The organism is Escherichia sp. SCLE84 (assembly GCF_012584495.1).
Classification (GTDB): domain Bacteria; phylum Pseudomonadota; class Gammaproteobacteria; order Enterobacterales; family Enterobacteriaceae; genus ECMA0423.
The window spans coordinates 1209328-1228772 of record NZ_CP051430.1 but is presented as its reverse complement, the minus strand read 5'-3'; the positions used below and the strand labels follow the sequence as shown (position 1 = coordinate 1228772).

Genomic DNA, 19445 nt, shown 5'->3' with positions numbered 1-19445 from the left:
ATTGTTCTCCATGTGAGTTGAAGGCTATGTCATTAATTTGCTACGTTAAGGCCAGAATGTCCCCTGTGATAAAACGGAAACCAACCGGAGATCAGAGCAGATGCGCATGTTTACAAATCTTTTGTATGATATTTGTACAGTTTTTGGGTTGTTTAAGGAAGGAGAGAGTCCGAGAGATAAGCGGAAGAGTACTGATTTTGGAGCGCATCAAAGATTCTGGGATCAACGTTATAATGAGCTCAGTCACATTATTGATGCTGAAGGGGTGTATAGTCTGGAACAACGGCGAATTATATTTTCCCGGTATGAATATTTTTATTACATGATGAATTCTTACCCTGTGTATTCAACATTAAAGTCCGAATATATCCGTAACTATTTTCTGAAAAGCTTTGGAGTTGTTTTTATTGTGCTGGATATATATAACACATATCGTCCGGAGAATGAAACAGGGTTTTATTATCATATCTATAATTTTTTGCAAAAATCATATTGTCCCTGCCTGGATTACTCTGGTACAGAAAGCGATGAGGCTGCCGTTAAACGTTATCTCCGGGAGTATCTTGCTGAACTGGGATTTAACAGAGAAGATTTTCGGGAAAACGGAAAAATGTATGAGCTGGGAAAATACCAGGGAACTATTCGAAAAGGGTACGGTAAAAGGAAGAGCCTTATGAAACAATATATAAAGGCCTGTAAGAATGAATACAAGAAGGATTACAGAGAGAAGAAGCTTGATAAGAGTGAGCTGGACAGAATACTCAACAACATTGACAAGTTCTATTATGCATTTTATTCATTAAGTATTTTGCTTGATATGCAACGGAAGGTAAAGATACTTGACAGTATTGCATATTATCTCAGAGTGCTGATAAGAGAAGGGCTTTGGGTACATGGGTTGTATGGCTACGCTGCACGCTATCTTTATGATTTTAATATTTTTGACACAACGCCTTATGCAAGAGCATTACTTGAACGGTTTCATGAGTTTGAGAGTGGCCCCAAAGGAGCATTAACTCGTTATATTGTGTCACTTGATGATAAATCACAAGAATATATCGAATCTTTAAAAGATATGGTGTTTAATCTTTCTGATAAGAAAAGTTATGATGATGTATATCTGGAAAACATTATTAATTATTTTGAACAGTTGCAGAATGCCCGTGGTTATGTGACCAGGTGCTACATGTTACTGGCCGTCTTTATTTATCTGATTCGGCGGAACAAACTCCACAAAGCTCTTCGGTTTTATGATGAATCCCCAAAATACGAGTTACCTTCTGGGTATCTTCCCGGCGCTTTTTCAGTTCTCAGGATAGCGCTGGAGATCAAATTAAACAGGGAGAAAATAAAGCATGGTTCACTGTTCGAATTACTTGATTATGTAAAAGCTTATCAGGATGCATTTATGGACTTAAGGGTCGTGACGGATCCTGCGTATAATGAAGATGAAATACAATATGATGCGAATAATTTTACTCTGATGCGTGTCATTAAAATGTATAATTCGATGCTTGCAAATATTAGTACAAAGTCAGATATTCAGCCTCCGTATATTACAGGTCTTCTTGATAATGTAGAGAGGGCGTTAGATAAGATAAATATTCTGATAGATAAAGAACGTGTTTACGATGGTGAAACGTTGGCTGAATTAATTACAGAGAACAAAATATTATCCAGTCGTGAAAGTAAAGAAAACCTGATAGGATTATTTACGGGCAGACACAAATATACTTTACTGCAATGTATTGAGAAGCTTGGCGTATTGGTTGATTATGTAATATCACCGGTTGATGATATTAAAAACGTCATGATGTTGTATGGAAATAATGCTGAAAACAAGAACAGACGCAGACTGATCTACAACGCATTAACCATCATTTGTGGTGATGATACTAAAAACAACCAGTCAGATCCTCGATGATATTATCGGAACGTGTTTTTGGCATCCGATGTTTGTATATCCCTGCTATTGTTGCTAGCCGGCTAGCAACAATAGCAGAGGGGGCATGCATGTCTGAAAAAATAAAAAATCGCAACGCATTGATTTTTATGTTGTTTATATTTCGCAAATACTATCTCTCGTTTTTGTGATTAGTGTCATGTTTTATCGTCTCGCGGATAACCGAGAGGAGTGAACAGTAACCCTGATTATATGATGAATTGTTTCTGTATTGTATGTGTGAAATATGCTTCTGGTGATATGAAAACATATCCATAACGTGGTGTTTCACGCTGTATTTTTGGGGCTGATATTTTATTTTGCGGGTTTTATTTTTTTGTTTGTGCAGAAGTACACATTGAACATCCAATACAAAAGTGTATGACCTGAAGAGGTCTGGAGCTATGTTGATTTCCTGTTCAAAAAAGAATTAAGGTTAATTAGTATTATTAGTGGGAGTTTTGTTATGTTCTTATTATGCTATCTTATGTCTTTATGTTGTAATGTCTGCTCGCCACTATATGCTAACTGTACACTTTACTCTGTAAGTATGTGTACAGCATTATCTCCATACTACTGGTGTGAGAGTTTACCTGTGTGGTGAATTATACTCTTTGAGAGTACCATAAATGTTGGGAATGTTAATCCTGAGTATGTGTCTGGTGCATAGTTAGTGTTAAGTGTGTACCAAAACGCTATTAGTGTGTTATTAGTCTATTGAGGTGCGGTGGTATTAATAAATATTATCTTTTTGTATGGGCTAATCATCTCTGGTGTGGGCGTATCTCTCATATCGTTATTCTTTATGCTACTGGTCAAATATTGGTGAGGCTTCCTCACAGAGTTTCTGTTTTTACTTAATGGCAGGACAATATTAATAGCGATGTTATCTGAGGCTACCTGGTACTGACTTTTGTGAATGTCAGGTTGAGTGAATGGTGTTTTCTTAAACTCAATTCTATGGGTGTGTTTTTACCATTGTAATTCTTACTGGTCCTCTGTTTAAGAGAGCCTCACTGAATTCTGAAGTATTACCTCGTTACAGCGATGCGGTAATACAAAACAGTTTTATCAGGGTGTCTGTGCTGCTGGTTTACTTCGTTTATTAATGCCGTGCTACGGCGTTTATGTTCTCTCAGTATTTACATAATTTCCTCTTCCTGTGAGTTTTATAAATTAAGGACTATAAAATGTATAATGCCAATCCCAATTACGAAATGAATTTCGCGATTCTGAAAGATGTGAATGAACACATGGAGGGATTGTTTCAACGTTTTTCTAAACTGTTACCTTTCAGAATTGATTTTGCCTACAGGAAAGACACGCCCAGTTTCGGGCATTCCTGTAAGCACAGTATGTGTATGGAAATATACCGTTTACTTAGCGAAACCCAGACGATGTTGGCAGGATATTACTGGGTTATGGAATATACACCAGACAAAGGGCTTCATATTCATTTTATCGGCTATCTGGATGGACAACGTCACAAGAACTCTTATCAGATATCCAGGCAACTGGGAGATATCTGGAGGCGGATCACGGAAGGGGAGGGTTATTTTCATCTGTGCCGGGCTAAAGATAAATACCCGGTGCGTATCGATCACGTGATTCACTATAGTGATAAGTCTGCGGTAGACGACTTACGTTACGCCCTCAGCTACCTGGCTAAACAGGATCAGAAAGAACACGGTATTATTCTGGGCCGTAGCAGGCTTCCCGAAAAAAGTAACCGCGGCCGACCGCGACTGGACAGCACCCTGCCGGGGATATGTTCTCAGGTATAAGGTTCTGAGCAAGAACTGCGGACTGGCTCTAATCTTTGCAGTCGGTTCCGGAGGCCACTTCAGCGGCACTGCACATTTTTTACGACATGGCTATTCCGTATGAACCATACGGAGATTTAACCATGGCACATTCTTTACCAGTCCTTCCGGCAACCGATACAGCACATTCTCTGATGTCCATCTCTGCTTGCAGACAGTTTTTTACGTCGGTGGGCCATTGTGTGACAACCACAGTGCTGTAACAGCAGCCTGCCTGTTTTACCTCACCCCCATTCCAGATTTTTAACTGAACCGCCATTCACACCTGACCACACTGCCCGTACCGGGACGGCTGTTGCCTGCGTGTCGTCTGGCGGCTGAGGAATATGACGATGTACGCAAAATCTTTTCTCGCATTCGATGGCAACGGACGCCTGACCGGTGCCCGTACTGCACAGGCCGCACCTTATGCTAACTACACCTGCCACTTGTGTGGCAGTGCACTCAGATACCATCCGCAATACGAAACTGAACTTCCCTGGTTTGAACACACTGACGACAGACTGACAGAGCACGGTCAACAGTGCCCTTATGTCAGGCCGGAGCGCAGAGAAATACAGTTGATTAAACGTCTGCAGCAATTCGTACCGGATGCCTTACCCGTGGTGCGTAAAGCCAGCTGGCACTGCAGACAATGTCATCACGATTATTATGGGGAGCGGTACTGCACTCACTGCCATACAGGGCACTTCAGTGAGGAGGGAGTGGCTGAATGAACGGTATAAAAACGGGGCTGGGGATGACGCCGGGTGAACACATTATCAGTGCCGACTCTGCGCTCAGCAGAAATATCCGGCAGTGTTTCTGCCTTTCCTGTCGTGGCCGGTTGATTTTGCAGACAGATGCTCAGGGGGCGTGGTTTGAGCATGATTTACATGCCCTGAGCGCGCAACAGAAGGCGGCCTGCGTGGTGCTGAATCCGGAAAAGTCCCACCCTTACATTGAGGATATGGCGATGTTTCTATCGCCATTACCGGTCGTGCTGGAGTGGCATTGTGTGATGTGCGGGCAGCATTTTCCCGGGAAAAAGTTCTGCGAAGCCTGTGGCACGGGGATCTATTCCAGAGCAACATGTACGAAGTCTGTTTACAGCTACCAGCCAGACTTGTTTCAGGACTGCGGAGGTGCGAGTACTTAATCCAAACTATCCGCTCTGCGCAGGGCGTTCAGAGGTATTGCCAGCCTGCATTTTATCCGGTGTTTCGCACCTACCCCGTTCGTGACACAAAGGCGCGACACCGGATATCCGCAATCCTGCTTACCTGAATAAAACCCGGGGTATTGATTGTGTAGTGTGGTGCGGAATTGTACCGTGATCTCGCATTCACCGAATTCGCACTGTGGTGTCAATCAACCACACGCGTGCGTCGTCTCAGCCTTTTCCTGCCTCAGGAGGATGAACCCCGGTGGCTGCAATGATAGATAGCTTGCCCGATCTGATGACCGTCACTTCTGACCTGCTCCCGATATGCCGGAATATAACGTGTTGTAGTGTACCCGAAAGGTGTATTTCGACACTCCTGTTCTGGATCAGTTGATGATGGATGCCATGGGCAATGTAAGCGCTTTGTGTCACCGGACGAAGCACGCAGTACCAGAAGCCCCTGGGGTTCATTGGTGAGTTGACAGCGAAGATAGATTCAAAGAGCGTCAGTGATTTTTCCTGCGCTCGTCGTGGTGTACGCAATCAGGAATCCCGTTATCTCATTGTGAAATGCAAGAAGTGCGACTGAAGGTGAATGCGCCCAAAATCCGTTCGAGAGTACAAAATCATTTTTATGAAAAACATGTATTGTACATCGAAAATCTTACTTATGGCGCTTGGCTACAATTGCATGCTTGGTAATATAGATTATAAAACAGCAGACTAGCTGCCTAGTAAGTAATGTAATAGCTGAGGAAATATCACGATGGATCTTGTAGATAGTGTCGAAGCAGGCAAGCTGACGATCAGAGAATTGATTGATGCCCTGGTGAAAGATAAAAATTACACAGCTTCCAAGTGGGAGCAGCGATACCGGGAATTTACGACCTTGCTACAACAAACCTCAACTTTTGCTGAGCCTGAAACGGATGATTTAGTCAAGAGGCTCTGGTATGAACGTGATAACGGTATTGCCAGTATTCGTCAGGGCGTTCCATCATTAGCAGAATATCAGCAAAGCCTCCCATTGCTTAGAGAACTCACCGAACGTGTTCGTCAACAACCAAATGAAGTTACCTACCAATACGTAGGCACTGCACTGCAGCAGGCCAAAAAGATCGGACAGCTTAAACGCATGTATTGGAGTTTAAGAAATCGTGTCTTTGCCGCGTTCTCGCCAGAAAACTACACCAGTACTGTGGATGAGAATGCTTTCAATAAAACAGCAGAATTCCTAAATCAACGCTTCCATCTCGGTTTGGTACTGACTGGAAATTGGTTACAGAAAAACTATGAATTGAAACAAGCCATACACGCCCAATCTCCTGACACAGATCCCTATTACGTGAATATGGCTATCTGGCATATCTATGAATTGCTCCGTGAGCGCGATAATGAACAGAAGCAAGAGAAAGTAGCAAGCAGTGAGCCCATCGAGAACAAGACTATTCCACATTCACCAACTAACGTGATCTTCTTTGGCCCTCCAGGCACTGGCAAGACCTTCAGGTTGCAGCAAAAAATGAAAGAGTATACTTCTCATGCAGTTCCTGCTGATCGTGAAGCCTGGCTGGATTCTCGTCTTGAATCGTTGAACTGGATGCAGGTTATAACACTGGTGCTGCTCGATCTTGGGAAACTAGCCAAAGTTCGCCAAATTATTGAACATATGTGGTTTCAACGTAAGGCATTATTAAACGGTCGTAATGGCAATCTATCGAATACTGCCTGGAAGGCTTTGCAAGCCTATACAATTCCCGAATCGTTAACTGTTGATTATAAAAATCGGCGTGAGCCTGCCGTATTTGACAAAACGGATAACAGCGAATGGTTTCTAGTTGATTCACAGCTCGAGCAAGTGGAGGATTTGTTAGCGCTCTACGCCGAACTTAAACGTGGTCCAAAATCTGCCGAAGCCATCCAGCGTTTTGCGGTTGTTACGTTCCACCAATCTTACGGCTATGAAGAATTTATTGAAGGTATGCGTGCACGCTCTGACGAGAGTGGCAATATATCTTATCCCATTGAGCCGGGTATTTTTATGCGCCTTTGCCAACGTGCTAATGCCGATCCAGCACATCGCTACGCCATTTTCATTGATGAGATCAATCGCGGAAACATATCCAAGATCTTTGGCGAACTAATCTCACTCATTGAAGTAGACAAGCGTGCGGGTATGCCCAATGCAATGAGTCTGCAACTGTCTTATAGCGGTGATTACTTTAGCGTGCCCGCCAATGTCGACATCATCGGAGCCATGAATACAGCAGACCGTTCTTTAGCTCTGCTGGACACGGCTTTGCGCCGTCGCTTTGACTTTGTCGAAATGATGCCAGATCTTTCTTTACTGAGTGGAGCTAAGGTGAAAGGCATAGAGCTTGAGTCGTTGTTAGAAAAACTCAATAGCCGCATCGAAGCTCTTTACGATCGTGAGCATACACTAGGACATGCATTCTTTATGCCGGTAAAAAATGCTCTCGATACCGGTGATGAAGAAACTGCGTTTAAACAATTGAAGATCGCATTTCAGAAAAAGATCATTCCGCTTTTACAGGAATACTTTTTCGATGACTGGAACAAGATCCGGTTGGTGCTGGCAGACAATCAAAAGCAAGACGACAACCAGCAATTCGTGATTGAGAAAACTGACGATCTCGATACGCTTTTTGGTAACAACCATGGTTTACGACGCCATGATCAGCAATCAACAACTTACGAGCTCAAAGATCTCGATCAAGGGGTCTGGAATATGCCAAAGGCTTATCGTTCAATTTATCAGCCACAGCGGACCACTCCTGATGAGCAGGTCGTAAACCATGAGTGAAGTTATCTCAATTTTTGAATATGACCTGTTGGGGAGTGGAAAAGCGGCTTCAGTTGGCGCAAAGTTGGTGCCTCAACAGGTCTTTGATTATTTAGAAACACTTAGCCTAACAAGTGAGCAAGGAAGCCAGTTTCTCAAACTCACCTCTCGTTCAGGTTTCAAATTGCTGCAGGTACAAAACTACGCGGGGATGCTTTCTACACCTCACGGTTTGCAGCTTGAGATACTGCCCAAGATTGGTAAAAACCTCACGCTTGCGAGTGCGCGAGAAACATTCATTACGATGCTAAGTCACCTACCTAGGTTTCGACACATTCAAACCCAGCAGGCCACTCTTCAGGCGCAACGCATGCCTTTGCTCGAGATTTTTATCAGCCAATTTTTGCAAAGCGTCAGCCAATTGCTTAAACAAGGTTTACGCTCCGACTATGTGAGTGAGAAAGGTAATCTGGCTTTTATGAAGGGCAAACTGATGCTCTCTGCACAACTGCGACATAACGCGGTGAATCGCCATAAGTTTTGTGTCGATTATGATGAGTATATGCCTGATTGTGCTGCCAATCGGCTCTTACACTCCACACTGGATAAGTTACTTAGTCTGAAGCTGTCATCAGAGAATCAACGCTGGCTTTACGAACTGTGCTTTGCTTTTGACGGTATTCCACTTAGTAGGGATATAGAGAGCGATCTGAACAGCTTACGCATTGAGCGTGGTATGACTCATTACAGCGAGCCAATAGCTTGGGCGCAGTTGATCCTGAGAGGAATGAGCCCAAGTGCATTGCAAGGAAACACCAAAGCGATATCACTTTTGTTTCCTATGGAAGCGGTATTTGAATCCTTTGTGGCACAGACCCTACCCTACGAATTACCTTCTCACCTAAAAGTTTTTTCTCAAGCAGCAACGTATTCTTTGGTAAAGCATGGACTCAAAGATTGCTTTAAGCTTCGCCCAGACTTGCTGATTCAATCTCGGCAACCGATTCAAACCAAAATGGTGATGGATACAAAATGGAAGCAGGTGAATAGCAGCCAGCAAAAAAAATCACTTTATGGGCTAGCGCAATCCGACTTCTATCAAATGTTTGCCTACGGCCAAAAATACCTTGGCGGAACAGGCGAAATGTACCTGATTTACCCTGCGCATGATGACTTTAGCCAACCGATACCGCAGCACTTTGCTTTTTCAGAGACTTTAAAATTATGGGTTGTGCCATACCGGATAATGGCAAAACGTGGTGAGAGGATGATGTGGGCAAGTGATGTGTTAGCTACATAGTGACTAAGCCATTTAGAATGGGCCAGTCCAAAACATCGACGCTGTCTCAGGCAAAGTGGTTGTGTTGACAGGAATGGAGACAGTAGTGAACCGCCCCGGGTTTCCTGGAGATTGTTTTATCTGTGAACTCAGGCTGCCAGATCGTAAGCGTAAACTGACCGCCGTATGTAGCCATGATGCCAGTATTGGTAACGTAGGTGCACCCCTATCTATTTTTGTAGAACCGGAGGAAACAGACCAGATAGTTTAAATGAGCTGGTTATGCGTAACATAATTTATCTATTTTGGCTCTTACAAAATAGATAAAGAAGGAGTATCTGATGAGATACTCCATTGGCTTTGTTGAATAAATCAGATTTCGGGTAAGTCTCCCCCGTAGCGGGTTGTGTTTTCAGGCAATACGCACGCTTTCAGGTATACCTGCTTTCGTCATTTTGTTCAGCGCTCGTACCAGGGCCATAGCCTCCGCAACCTGACCATCGTAGTCACGCAGCGTCAGTGCCCCCCCGAACAGCTGTTTTACCCGGTACATCGCCGTTTCCGCTATCGAGCGACGGTTGTAATCTGTTGTCCATTTCCACCGCGCATTACTCCCGGTCATTCGCTGATTAGCCACTGCACGGTTACGGTCTGCATATTCACCGGGCCAGTAACCCGCACCTTTTCGGGGAGGGATAAGCGCGCTGATTTTCTTACGCCGCAGTTCATCGTGACAGAGCCGGGTATCGTAAGCGCCATCGGCGGCGGCTGACCTGATTTTCCGGTGGGTTTGCCGGATTAACCCGGGGAAGGCCTCTGAGTCCGTAACGTTGTTCAGCGACAGGTCTGCACAGATGATTTCATGTGTTTTACTGTCAACGGCGAGATGCAGCTTACGCCATATACGACGGCGTTCTTTGCCGTGTTTTTTGACTTTCCATTCGCCTTCACCAAAGACCTTCAGCCCGGTGGAATCAATCACCAGATGCGCGATTTCACCCCGGGTGAACGTTTTGAAACTGACATTAACCGACTTTGCGCGCTTGCTGACACTGGTGTAATCCGGGCAGCGCAACGGAACATTCATCAGTGTAAAAATGGAATCAATAAAACCCTGTGCAGCCCGCAGGGTCAGCCTGAACACGCGTTTAATGACCAGCACAGTCGTGATGGCGAGATCAGAATAGCGCTGAGGTCTTCCCCGTGATGAAGGCGTTGCCGACTCATACCAGGCCTGAATAGCTTCATCATCCAGCCAGAAAGTTATGGAGCCACGGTTGATGAGGGCTTTATTGTAGGTGGGCCAGTTGGTGATTTTGAACTTTTGCTTTGCCACGGAACGGTCTGCGTTGTCGGGAAGATGCGTGATCTGATCCTTCAACTCAGCAAAAGTTCGATTTATTCAACAAAGCCTCATCATCCTTATGTTTCATAAGAATTTCAGCCTCCGTCATAACAACCTTATTACGCCCAGCCTCTTTCGCATTATAAAGCGCATTATCAGCCAGCCGATAAATCTCATTCGGTTTTAACGTATTTCCATGCACCACCACGGCACCAATGCTAATCGTCACTTTTTGCGGGATTGCATATTCAGGATTATCACCCGTCAAACGCTCAACATTTGCCCGAATCCTTTCAGCTAAGGCTTCCGCATTTTCATGATCGATCTCCGTCAGCATGACACCAAACTCTTCTCCGCCAACGCGTGCTAAAAGATCGTTTGGCCGTATACTTTTCCCGATGATTTTCACCACTGTTTTAATCACTTGATCGCCAACCGGATGCCCCCAGGTGTCATTGACTTTTTTGAAGTGGTCAATATCCATAATCATGACGCAGTACGGTTTTTTTTTGGCTAATGCTGATTGATTTTTCAGTTCATTGAAAAAATAATTTCTGTTAAAAATATTGGTTAATGGATCGCGATGTGCAATATCCTTTGTCACGCGCAACGCACTGAATACATGACACATGAATATCGCCATAACTGTTAACTTGCTGAACAACTCAATAGTTCGACTAATATACCAAATGGATACACTATACCTCCCTATAAATAAAAGAGAGACATTATATAGCACAGCACAAAAAGCAATCACCGATACCCCATTCCAGATATCACTACGCAAACGATTGAAATATAAATTAACTGCCAACAGCATTAACCACATAAATATCAGCATGATAACATAAGACGTTTTCCACACAACTCGGCCATTTTTATTTAATAACTCAGCTATAGTTAAACTATAGTTCTCACATTGGCTACTAAATATGAAAGCAATAATGGGCAGGCCAACTATAAAAATCACACTGATGTAAAAAACGATTCTTTTATGCCACCTTTCACACAAATCATTTTTTTCATTCAACTTAATTACCAGCGCCAGATTAATCAATAAACATAAGCTTACCTGCCTGAAAAAATAATAAATAGCAGTATCATTTTGAATAATGCTGTTAGTTAGCCCCCCCTCAATAGGTTGCTGAATGATAATGACTGTTTTAATGAAGTAAATCAGACAGCTAAGAAAGGCTAAACCAAGTATACAGTTTGAAAATTGTCGACGATCATAAATGAAATATAACTGCATAAAAATGAATGCTATTATATCAATAACAAACAAAGCAATCATAACCATCAGATATGTCGATTGCGGAACAGTCTCCTTAACAGTCGGCTGATGAAACCAACTATTCACCAAAATAAATGCAAGCCCGAACAACAAACTCACAAATACCGTACTACCAATTCCAAAATAGTCCTTCCTCATAAAGCCACTCCACCCGAAGGTTGTAAACTCCTTTTACACTATTAATAGATATAAGAAACATACCGTTGTCAATATGGATATCTAAATATAATAGATACTAACAAGCATAGTTGCGTAAGGGAATAATCACCATTTCAACATTTTACTGATTCACTACTGTTTAAAAGCAGTAAATACTCATAAATCTTTATAAGCCCACCCCCATAAAACAATAATTCTTATAGTCATTAAGAGTAATTATCGCAGAAAATAATGCTGCAACATCGCATTGCATCAGGGTTTTCGGAAAATCCGAAAGCACCATTCGGAATTTACTGATTTAATTATTTTAATCCTGGATTACTTTGAAAGACGCATAGAGAATTATGCAGCATCCCCGTAGTTCTTCCCTTTTGGGATGGATTTTCGAGGAAAGTTAAGGATTTGATATGAACACTCAGCTCACCCTTTCTTCTTCTCACTATCAACAATTCGCGTCTTTATTCCTCGTTTAATTACGGGCTTTGATGTGAATAAATCTTTTCTTTTCAGCTAACTAGAAGTTCGCGAAGAGAGTATTTTTTGCAATACATGGAGCAATACAGGATGTATTCAAGTAGTAAAAAAAGGTGCCCAAAAACCAAATTGGTTTTGAATTTTCTTACCGCTGCATTTTTAGCGTCGAGTCCCGTTGCGAATAGTGCCGTTAATAACGCCTATGATGCATTGATTATTGAAGCTCGCAAGGGTAATACTCAGCCAGCTTTGACATGGTTTGAACAAGAGTCTGTACTCAGTAATAACCAGATTGCTGACTGGCTACAGATTGCCTTATGGGCGGGACAAGATAAACAGGTTATGACCGTTTACAACCGCTACCGTCACCAGCAATTACCCGCGCGCGCTTATGCGGCGACTGCCATCGCTTATCGTAACACGCAGCAATGGCAAAACTCACTGACACTGTGGCAAAAGACTCTCGCTCTGGATCCGCAAAATAAAGATTATCAACGGGGACAAATTTTAACCCTGGCAGATGCGGGTCACTATGACACTGCACTGGTTAAACTTCAGCAGATTAAGTCCGGTACACCTGACAAAGCCAATTTACTCGCAGAAGCCTATATCTATAAACTGGCAGGTCGTCATCAAGATGAATTACGGGCAATGACAGAATCATTACCTGAAAATTCCTCTACGCAATATACGGAAGAATACATACAGGCATTACGTAATAATCAGCTTTCTGCCGCCATTGACGATGCCAATTTAACGCCGGATATCCGCGCTGATATTCATGCCGAATTGGTCAGACTGTCATTTATGCCTACGCGCAGTGAAAGTGAACGCTATGCCATTGCCGATCGCGCCCTCGCCCAATACACCGCATTAGATATTCTGTGGCAAAACAACCCAGACCGAATTGCACAATACCAGCGTATTCAGGTTGACCATCTTGGCGCATTGTTAACCCGCGAACGCTACAAAGATGTTATTTCCCACTATCAGCGTTTAAAAGATACAGGACAATCTGTTCCCCCCTGGGCACAGTATTGGGTGGCTTCCGCTTATCTGCACGATCGTCAACCGGGAAAAGCACAAGCGATGATGACCCAACTGTTCTATCACCAGGTACAACCAGATATTGAATTATCCGAAGAAGAGCGTGCAGATCTCTTTTACAGCCATCTGGAAAGTGAGAATTATAGTGGGGTGTTAATGCTCACTGATCACACCATTACTACAGCATCTCCATACCGTCGGATTATGGGTTCTCCTGTAACGATACCTAATGACAAGTGGCTACAGGGTTATTCGTTCCTTTCAGCGGCTGCGCAATACGGTAATGATTTACCACAAGCTGAAGCAATAACCCAAAATATGAGCAATAACGCACCGGGTAATCAGGGATTACGCATCGACTACGCCAGCGTATTACAGGCTCGTGGTTTACCTCGTGCTGCAGAAACAGAATTAAAAAAAGCCGAACTACTTGAGCCAAGAAATATACTGCTGGAGGTTGAACAGGCCTGGAATGCATTAACATTGCAGGAGTGGAAACAGGCGAAAGTATTAACTGAGGATGTGGTCGCCCGCAATCCTGAAGCCCCCGCGGTAAAACGTATACAGCGTGCGCTTGAAGTACATGACATGGCTGAACTACGTATTTCAGGTTCTTCTGGATTGGATTCCGAAGGTCCGGATAATGGCAAACATGATGTGAATTTTACCAGCGTTGTGTACTCACCACCGCTGAATGAAAACTGGCGTGCTTTTGCTGGTTTTGGCTATGCTGATGGTCAATTCAGCGAGGGGAAAGGGATTGTTCGTGACTGGTTAACTGGCCTCGAATGGCGTTCGCGCGACATCTGGCTGGAAGCAGAATTTGCCGGACGTTATTTTAATGGCGAACATAAACCCGGTGCACGTTTATCTGGCTGGTACGATTTTAACGACAACTGGCGACTCGGTACTGAACTGGAACGCATCTCTCATCGAGTCCCTCTACGGGCAATGAAAAATGGCATAACCGGCAACAGTGCGCAGGCATATTTACGCTGGTATCAGAATGAGCGCCGTCAATACAGCAGTTCATGGGCATTTACTGATTTTTCCGATGGAAACCAACGTCACGAAGTATTTATCAATGGTAGTGAACGGATGTGGTCTTCATCCCGACTGATTATTGATTTTCAGCCCACAATTTATTACGGCCAGAATACAAAAAAAGATACCCCCTATTTTAACCCGGAAAAAACGCTCGATATTGTTCCGGCACTGGAGGCAAGCCATTTATTGTGGCGTAAATACGAGAATAGCTGGCAGCAAATATTTAGCGCAGGCGCTGGTACCTCATGGCAAAAAAATTATGGTACCGATCTAGTTACACAACTAGGGTATGGGCAACGCGTTGCGTGGAATGACGTAATAGATGCAGGTGCAACGGTACGTTGGGGAAAGCGGCCTTATGACGGCAACAGAGAGCATAATTTATATGTTGAATTTGATATGACATTCAAATTTTAAGGATCATTATGTTACGCAAAGGAATAAGATATCTGTTTTTGTTGATTAGCATTGCTATGCTTTCTGCATGTTTTAATCACCAAAACAATAAGTTTACGCCACCACAAAGTCGAGAATCTTTAAAGGCAGAACATCCGTGGCCACAAAATAACTTTGTAGCCATCTCCTGGCATAATGTTGAAGACGATACTGCTGATCAGCGTTTCATGTCAGTGCGAACTTCTGCGCTTCGTGAACAATTTGCATGGCTGCGCGAAAATGGCTATCACCCCGTCAGCGTTGACCAAATTCGGGAAGCTCACCGTGGGGGAAAACCGCTACCTAATAAAGCGGTTTTACTCTCCTTTGATGATGGATTTCAGAGTTTTTACACCCGTGTATTCCCTATTCTGCAAGCATTCCAGTGGCCCGCATTATGGGCACCGGTTGGCAGTTGGATAGACACGCCGATGAATCAACAAGTGAAATTTGGCGATGAAATGGTAGACAGAGACTATTTTGCCACCTGGCAACAAGTGCGTGAAATAGGACGTTCGAAGTTGGTTGAGATAGCCTCGCATACCTGGAATTTTCACTACGGCATTGAGGCTAATCCCACTGGCAGCAAATTACCCGCTTTTGTTAATCGCATGTATTTTTCAAATAATGAGCGATACGAAACCGAAGCGGAATATCGCAACCGCATTCGTCAGGATGCCGTAAAAATGACCGAAAAGTTGAAAGCAAATGCTGGCGTAAATGCCCAGGTTTTTGTCTGGCCCTATGGTGCAGCAAACGGTATTGCGATTGAGGAATTAAAAAAACTGGGTTATGACATGTTCTTCACTCTGGAGTCCGGACTGGGAAATACTTCCCAGTTAGATTCTATTCCGCGCGTATTAATCGCCAATAATCCATCACTTAAAGAGTTTGCTCAGCAAATCATTGGTGTGCAGGAAACATCACCGGAGCGAGTTATGCATATCGATCTCGATTATGTTTATGATGCTGACCGCCAACAGCTGGAGCGAAATCTGGATGTGTTGATTCAGCGGGTGAAAGATATGCAAATTTCCAGTGTGTATTTGCAGGCTTTCGCCGACCCAACAGGTGATGGTCTGGTTAAAGAGGTCTGGTTTCCTAATCGCCTGTTACCCATGAAAGCGGATTTGTTTAACCGTGTTGCATGGCAATTAAAGACTCGTGCCGGAGTGGCCGTTTACGCCTGGATGCCGGTATTGAGTTGGGATTTAGATCCCGCATTACCCCGGGTGGAATATTTGCCATTTGATAAGCAAGCATCACAAATTCATCCAGCGCAATACCGTCGTCTCTCCCTTTTCGATGACCGGGTACGTGAACAAATTAGTACCCTTTATGAGGATCTTGCAGGTCATGCGTCTTTTGATGGCATTTTGTTTCATGACGATGCCGTGTTGTCAGATTACGAAGATGCCAGTGCTCCAGCAATAGCTGCTTATAAGAAAGCAGGATTTGCGACGAGTATTCGTGAAATCCGCGAGGATCCTGAGCAATTTAAACGCTGGACGCAATTTAAACGCAATGCCTTAACAGACTTCACATTAGCGCTAAGCGCCAAAGTCAAGGCTGTTCGCGGCCCACAAATTAAGACTGCGCGAAATATTTTTGCCCTCCCCGTTATGCAGCCAGAAAGTGAAGCATGGTTTGCCCAAAACTATGCCGATTTTCTACAAAGCTATGACTGGACGGCAATCATGGCAATGCCCTATATGGAAGGAGTTGATGAGAAATCTGCTGATCAATGGTTAATACAACTGGTCAATCAGATTAAAAGCATCCCTCAAGCAAAAGATAAATCTATTTTAGAATTACAGGCACAAAACTGGCAGAACAATGGTCAGCATCAGGCTATTTCTTCGCAAAAACTTGCTCACTGGATGAGCCTTTTCCAACTGAATGGAGTGAAAAATTATGGTTATTATCCCGATAACTTCCTGCATAACAAACCTGAAATAGACGTTATTCGTCCTGAGTTTTCCACAGCCTGGTATCCGAAAAATGATTAATCGTATCGTATCGTTTTTTATATTATGTCTGGTGTTATGCATACCCCTATGTGTAGCGTACTTTCATTCTGGCGAATTGATGATGAGGTTCGTTTTCTTCTGGCCATTTTTTATGTCCATTCTGTGGATTGTTGGCGGAGTCTATTTCTGGGCCTATCGTGAACGCCATTGGCCGTGGGGAGAAAACGCACCAGCTCCACAGCTGAAAGATAATCCGTCTATCTCCATTATCATTCCCTGTTTTAATGAGGAGAAAAACGTTGAGGAAACCATACACGCAGCTCTGGCACAGCGTTATGAGAACATTGAAGTTATTGCTGTAAATGACGGTTCAACAGACAAAACCCGTGCGATCCTGGATCAACTGGCTGCGGAAATTCCCCGTCTGCGAGTCATTCATCTGGCGCAAAACCAGGGGAAAGCCATTGCGCTTAAAACCGGAGCAGCCGCGGCGAAAAGCGAATATCTGGTGTGTATCGATGGCGACGCGTTGTTAGATCGCGATGCGGCGGCGTATATTGTTGAACCAATGTTATACAATCCTCGCGTGGGTGCTGTAACCGGTAATCCTCGCATACGTACACGTTCAACTCTGATAGGTAAAATTCAGGTTGGCGAGTTTTCCTCAATTATTGGTTTGATCAAGCGCACCCAGCGTATCTATGGAAACGTATTTACTGTTTCCGGCGTTATCGCTGCATTTCGTCGCAGTGCCCTGGCTGAAGTGGGTTACTGGAGTGACGATATGATCACCGAAGATATTGATATTAGCTGGAAGCTGCAGTTGAATCAGTGGACAATTTTTTACGAGCCACGGGCGCTGTGCTGGATATTAATGCCGGAAACATTAAAAGGGCTATGGAAACAACGCCTGCGCTGGGCCCAGGGTGGTGCAGAAGTATTCCTCAAAAATATGACCAGATTATGGCGTAAAGAAAACGTACGAATGTGGCCGCTGTTTTTTGAATATTGCCTGACGACAATATGGGCCTTTACCTGTCTTGTTGGTTTCATTATTTACGTGGTCCAGCTTGCAGGTGTACCGTTAAATATTGAATTGACACATATCGCCGAGACACATACTGCAGGAATATTATTATGTGCGTTATGTTTAGTGCAATTTATTGTCAGCCTGGTAATTGAGAATCGCTATGAGCATAATCTTGCTTCATCGCTTCTCTGGATTATCTGGTTCCCAGTTATTTTCTGGGTACTGAGTCTTGCAACGACGTTGGTTTCATTTACACGAGTCATGTTGATGCATAAAAAGCAACGCGCCCGTTGGATAAGCCCAGAACGTGGTATTCTGAGAGGTTAATATGAACAATTTAATTATTACGACCCGACAATCGCCAGTACATTTATTGGTTGATTATGTAGCTACGACTATCCTGTGGGCGTTATTTGCTTTGTTTATATTCTTATTCGCCATGGATCTGCGGTCGGGTCATTACTGGCAAAGCGATGCCCGAAGCAGACTTCATTTCTATTTTTTACTCGCGGCGGCGAATGCCGTCGTGTTAATTATCTGGGCGCTGTACAACAAGCTGCGTTATCAAAAACAGCAGCATCATGCAGCATACCAATACACGCCGCAAGAATATGCAGAGAGCTTAGCAATACCTTATGAGCTCTATCAGCAACTGCAAAAAAACCACAGGATGAGCGTACACTTCACTAACCATGGGCAAATAAAAATGGTGGTGTCAGAAAAAGCGCTGGTCCGGACATAACCCCCTCAAAATGGAGCCCGGTACGCCCGGGCTCTGCACCAATAATACGCTTAACTGTATGCATGTAGCGTACGTTGGCAAAGTGCCGAACGTACGCAATCCTCTTTACCGAATCGGACGATCCCGACCATTTCATCTTCTTCGAAACGTTCCAGCGCGTCACTTAATCCGGAGCGCGCGCCGCGAGGTAAATCGCATTGCGTGATATCACCGTTGACAATAACCGTCACATTTTCCCCGAGGCGGGTTAAAAACATTTTCCTTTGCGCGGCAGTCACATTCTGCGCCTCGTCAAGAATGACGACTGCATTTTCAAAGGTACGTCCACGCATATAGGCGAACGGCGCGATTTCCACCTTCCCTATTTCCGGTCGCAGGCAATACTGCATAAAGGAAGCTCCTAAGCGCCGCAGCAGCACGTCGTAGACCGGGCGAAAATAAGGAGCAAACTTTTCTGCGATATCTCCAGGTAAGAAGCCAAGATCCTCATCGGCTTGCAATACTGGACGGGTGACGATAATCCTGTCGACATCCTTATGTATCAGGGCCTCTGCCGCTTTTGCCGCACTGATCCAGGTTTTTCCGCACCCGGCTTCGCCCGTGGCGAATATCAGCTGCTTACTCTCAATAGCCTTCAGATAGTGCAATTGCGCTTCATTTCGCGCGAGGATGGGCGAGGTATCGCGACTATCGCGGGCCATACCAATGGCTTCTACGCCGCTCATCTGCACAAGCGAGGTGACCGATTCTTCTTCACGCTGTTTATGGCTGCGCGAATCCCGTCTCAGCACACGTTTTGCCTCGCGACGAGCTTTGATCACTGCTTTTTGTCTTCCCATGGAGAGCACCTTGAGTTGTTTGTATTCATCACACGCGCCGTTGGCAGCGCGATTATGCGCACGAACATCAGA

Annotated in this window: 13 protein-coding genes; 10 read left to right on the top strand and 3 right to left on the bottom strand. The window is 44.1% G+C overall.

The window, feature by feature from the left end:
- Positions 1 to 100: 100 nt before the first annotated feature.
- From HGD79_RS06220 to HGD79_RS06195, 6 genes are all read left to right on the top strand, one after another.
- Positions 101 to 1924, top strand: coding sequence for a hypothetical protein (locus tag HGD79_RS06220; protein ID WP_065304406.1), 1824 nt, complete (start codon positions 101 to 103; stop codon positions 1922 to 1924).
- Between the two features lie 1208 nt (positions 1925 to 3132).
- Positions 3133 to 3726 carry an inovirus-type Gp2 protein gene (locus HGD79_RS06215; RefSeq protein WP_063082222.1) on the top strand — a complete coding sequence of 198 codons (594 nt, stop codon included), beginning with the start codon at positions 3133 to 3135 and terminating at the stop codon, positions 3724 to 3726.
- Positions 3727 to 4097: 371 nt separating this feature from the next.
- A complete protein-coding gene (locus tag HGD79_RS06210; protein ID WP_000270989.1) occupies positions 4098 to 4481 on the top strand; it encodes a putative zinc ribbon protein in 384 nt (127 codons plus the stop codon).
- Entirely contained in the window at positions 4478 to 4903 is a 426-nt protein-coding gene (locus HGD79_RS06205; protein ID WP_001013334.1) for a putative zinc ribbon protein, read from the top strand. Before HGD79_RS06210 ends, HGD79_RS06205 begins: the two co-directional genes overlap by 4 nt.
- A gap of 772 nt (positions 4904 to 5675) precedes the next feature.
- On the top strand, positions 5676 to 7733 hold the full coding sequence (locus HGD79_RS06200; protein ID WP_039025853.1) for an AAA family ATPase: 2058 nt from the start codon (positions 5676 to 5678) through the stop codon (positions 7731 to 7733).
- Positions 7726 to 9012, top strand: coding sequence for an McrC family protein (locus HGD79_RS06195; protein ID WP_000005572.1), 1287 nt, complete (start codon positions 7726 to 7728; stop codon positions 9010 to 9012). The genes HGD79_RS06200 and HGD79_RS06195 overlap by 8 nt, the downstream gene beginning before the upstream one ends.
- A gap of 391 nt (positions 9013 to 9403) precedes the next feature.
- Here HGD79_RS06195 and HGD79_RS06190 read toward each other — a convergent pair whose 3' ends face one another.
- Positions 9404 to 10327, bottom strand: a complete 924-nt coding sequence (locus HGD79_RS06190; protein WP_065304442.1) for an IS5 family transposase — start codon at positions 10325 to 10327, stop codon at positions 9404 to 9406.
- Positions 10328 to 10373: 46 nt separating this feature from the next.
- Positions 10374 to 11768 carry a GGDEF domain-containing protein gene (locus tag HGD79_RS06185; protein ID WP_086598315.1) on the bottom strand — a complete coding sequence of 465 codons (1395 nt, stop codon included), beginning with the start codon at positions 11766 to 11768 and terminating at the stop codon, positions 10374 to 10376.
- A gap of 585 nt (positions 11769 to 12353) precedes the next feature.
- Between HGD79_RS06185 and pgaA the strand changes: the two genes are divergently transcribed.
- From pgaA to pgaD, 4 genes are read left to right on the top strand one after another with little or no spacing between them, the layout of a single operon-like run.
- Positions 12354 to 14774: a poly-beta-1,6 N-acetyl-D-glucosamine export porin PgaA gene (gene pgaA, locus HGD79_RS06180; protein WP_168848331.1), complete on the top strand. Its 2421-nt coding sequence runs from the start codon at positions 12354 to 12356 to the stop codon at positions 14772 to 14774.
- 8 nt (positions 14775 to 14782) lie between these two features.
- Positions 14783 to 16801: a poly-beta-1,6-N-acetyl-D-glucosamine N-deacetylase PgaB gene (pgaB, locus tag HGD79_RS06175; RefSeq protein ID WP_020219276.1), complete on the top strand. Its 2019-nt coding sequence runs from the start codon at positions 14783 to 14785 to the stop codon at positions 16799 to 16801.
- Positions 16794 to 18119 carry a poly-beta-1,6-N-acetyl-D-glucosamine synthase gene (pgaC, locus tag HGD79_RS06170; protein WP_071961403.1) on the top strand — a complete coding sequence of 442 codons (1326 nt, stop codon included), beginning with the start codon at positions 16794 to 16796 and terminating at the stop codon, positions 18117 to 18119. Before pgaB ends, pgaC begins: the two co-directional genes overlap by 8 nt.
- Position 18120: 1 nt before the next feature.
- On the top strand, positions 18121 to 18534 hold the full coding sequence (gene pgaD, locus HGD79_RS06165) for a poly-beta-1,6-N-acetyl-D-glucosamine biosynthesis protein PgaD (protein ID WP_020219278.1): 414 nt from the start codon (positions 18121 to 18123) through the stop codon (positions 18532 to 18534).
- A gap of 50 nt (positions 18535 to 18584) precedes the next feature.
- On the opposite strand, the gene phoH is transcribed toward pgaD, so the two are convergent.
- Positions 18585 to 19373, bottom strand: a complete 789-nt coding sequence (gene phoH, locus HGD79_RS06160; protein WP_034167421.1) for a phosphate starvation-inducible protein PhoH — start codon at positions 19371 to 19373, stop codon at positions 18585 to 18587.
- Between the last annotated feature and the right edge of the window lie 72 nt (positions 19374 to 19445).

Bases quoted from the DNA above. Each gene is read 5' to 3' on its own strand.
- pgaD (WP_020219278.1), top strand. From the start codon at position 18,121: ATGAACAATTTAATTATTACGACCCGACAATCGCCAGTACATTTATTG.
- HGD79_RS06220 (WP_065304406.1), top strand. From the start codon at position 101: ATGCGCATGTTTACAAATCTTTTGTATGATATTTGTACAGTTTTTGGG.
- HGD79_RS06205 (WP_001013334.1), top strand. From the start codon at position 4,478: ATGAACGGTATAAAAACGGGGCTGGGGATGACGCCGGGTGAACACATT.
- HGD79_RS06185 (WP_086598315.1), bottom strand. From the start codon at position 11,768: ATGAGGAAGGACTATTTTGGAATTGGTAGTACGGTATTTGTGAGTTTG.
- pgaB (WP_020219276.1), top strand. From the start codon at position 14,783: ATGTTACGCAAAGGAATAAGATATCTGTTTTTGTTGATTAGCATTGCT.
- HGD79_RS06200 (WP_039025853.1), top strand. From the start codon at position 5,676: ATGGATCTTGTAGATAGTGTCGAAGCAGGCAAGCTGACGATCAGAGAA.
- HGD79_RS06210 (WP_000270989.1), top strand. From the start codon at position 4,098: ATGTACGCAAAATCTTTTCTCGCATTCGATGGCAACGGACGCCTGACC.
- pgaA (WP_168848331.1), top strand. From the start codon at position 12,354: ATGTATTCAAGTAGTAAAAAAAGGTGCCCAAAAACCAAATTGGTTTTG.
- HGD79_RS06215 (WP_063082222.1), top strand. From the start codon at position 3,133: ATGTATAATGCCAATCCCAATTACGAAATGAATTTCGCGATTCTGAAA.
- HGD79_RS06195 (WP_000005572.1), top strand. From the start codon at position 7,726: ATGAGTGAAGTTATCTCAATTTTTGAATATGACCTGTTGGGGAGTGGA.
- phoH (WP_034167421.1), bottom strand. From the start codon at position 19,373: ATGGGAAGACAAAAAGCAGTGATCAAAGCTCGTCGCGAGGCAAAACGT.
- pgaC (WP_071961403.1), top strand. From the start codon at position 16,794: ATGATTAATCGTATCGTATCGTTTTTTATATTATGTCTGGTGTTATGC.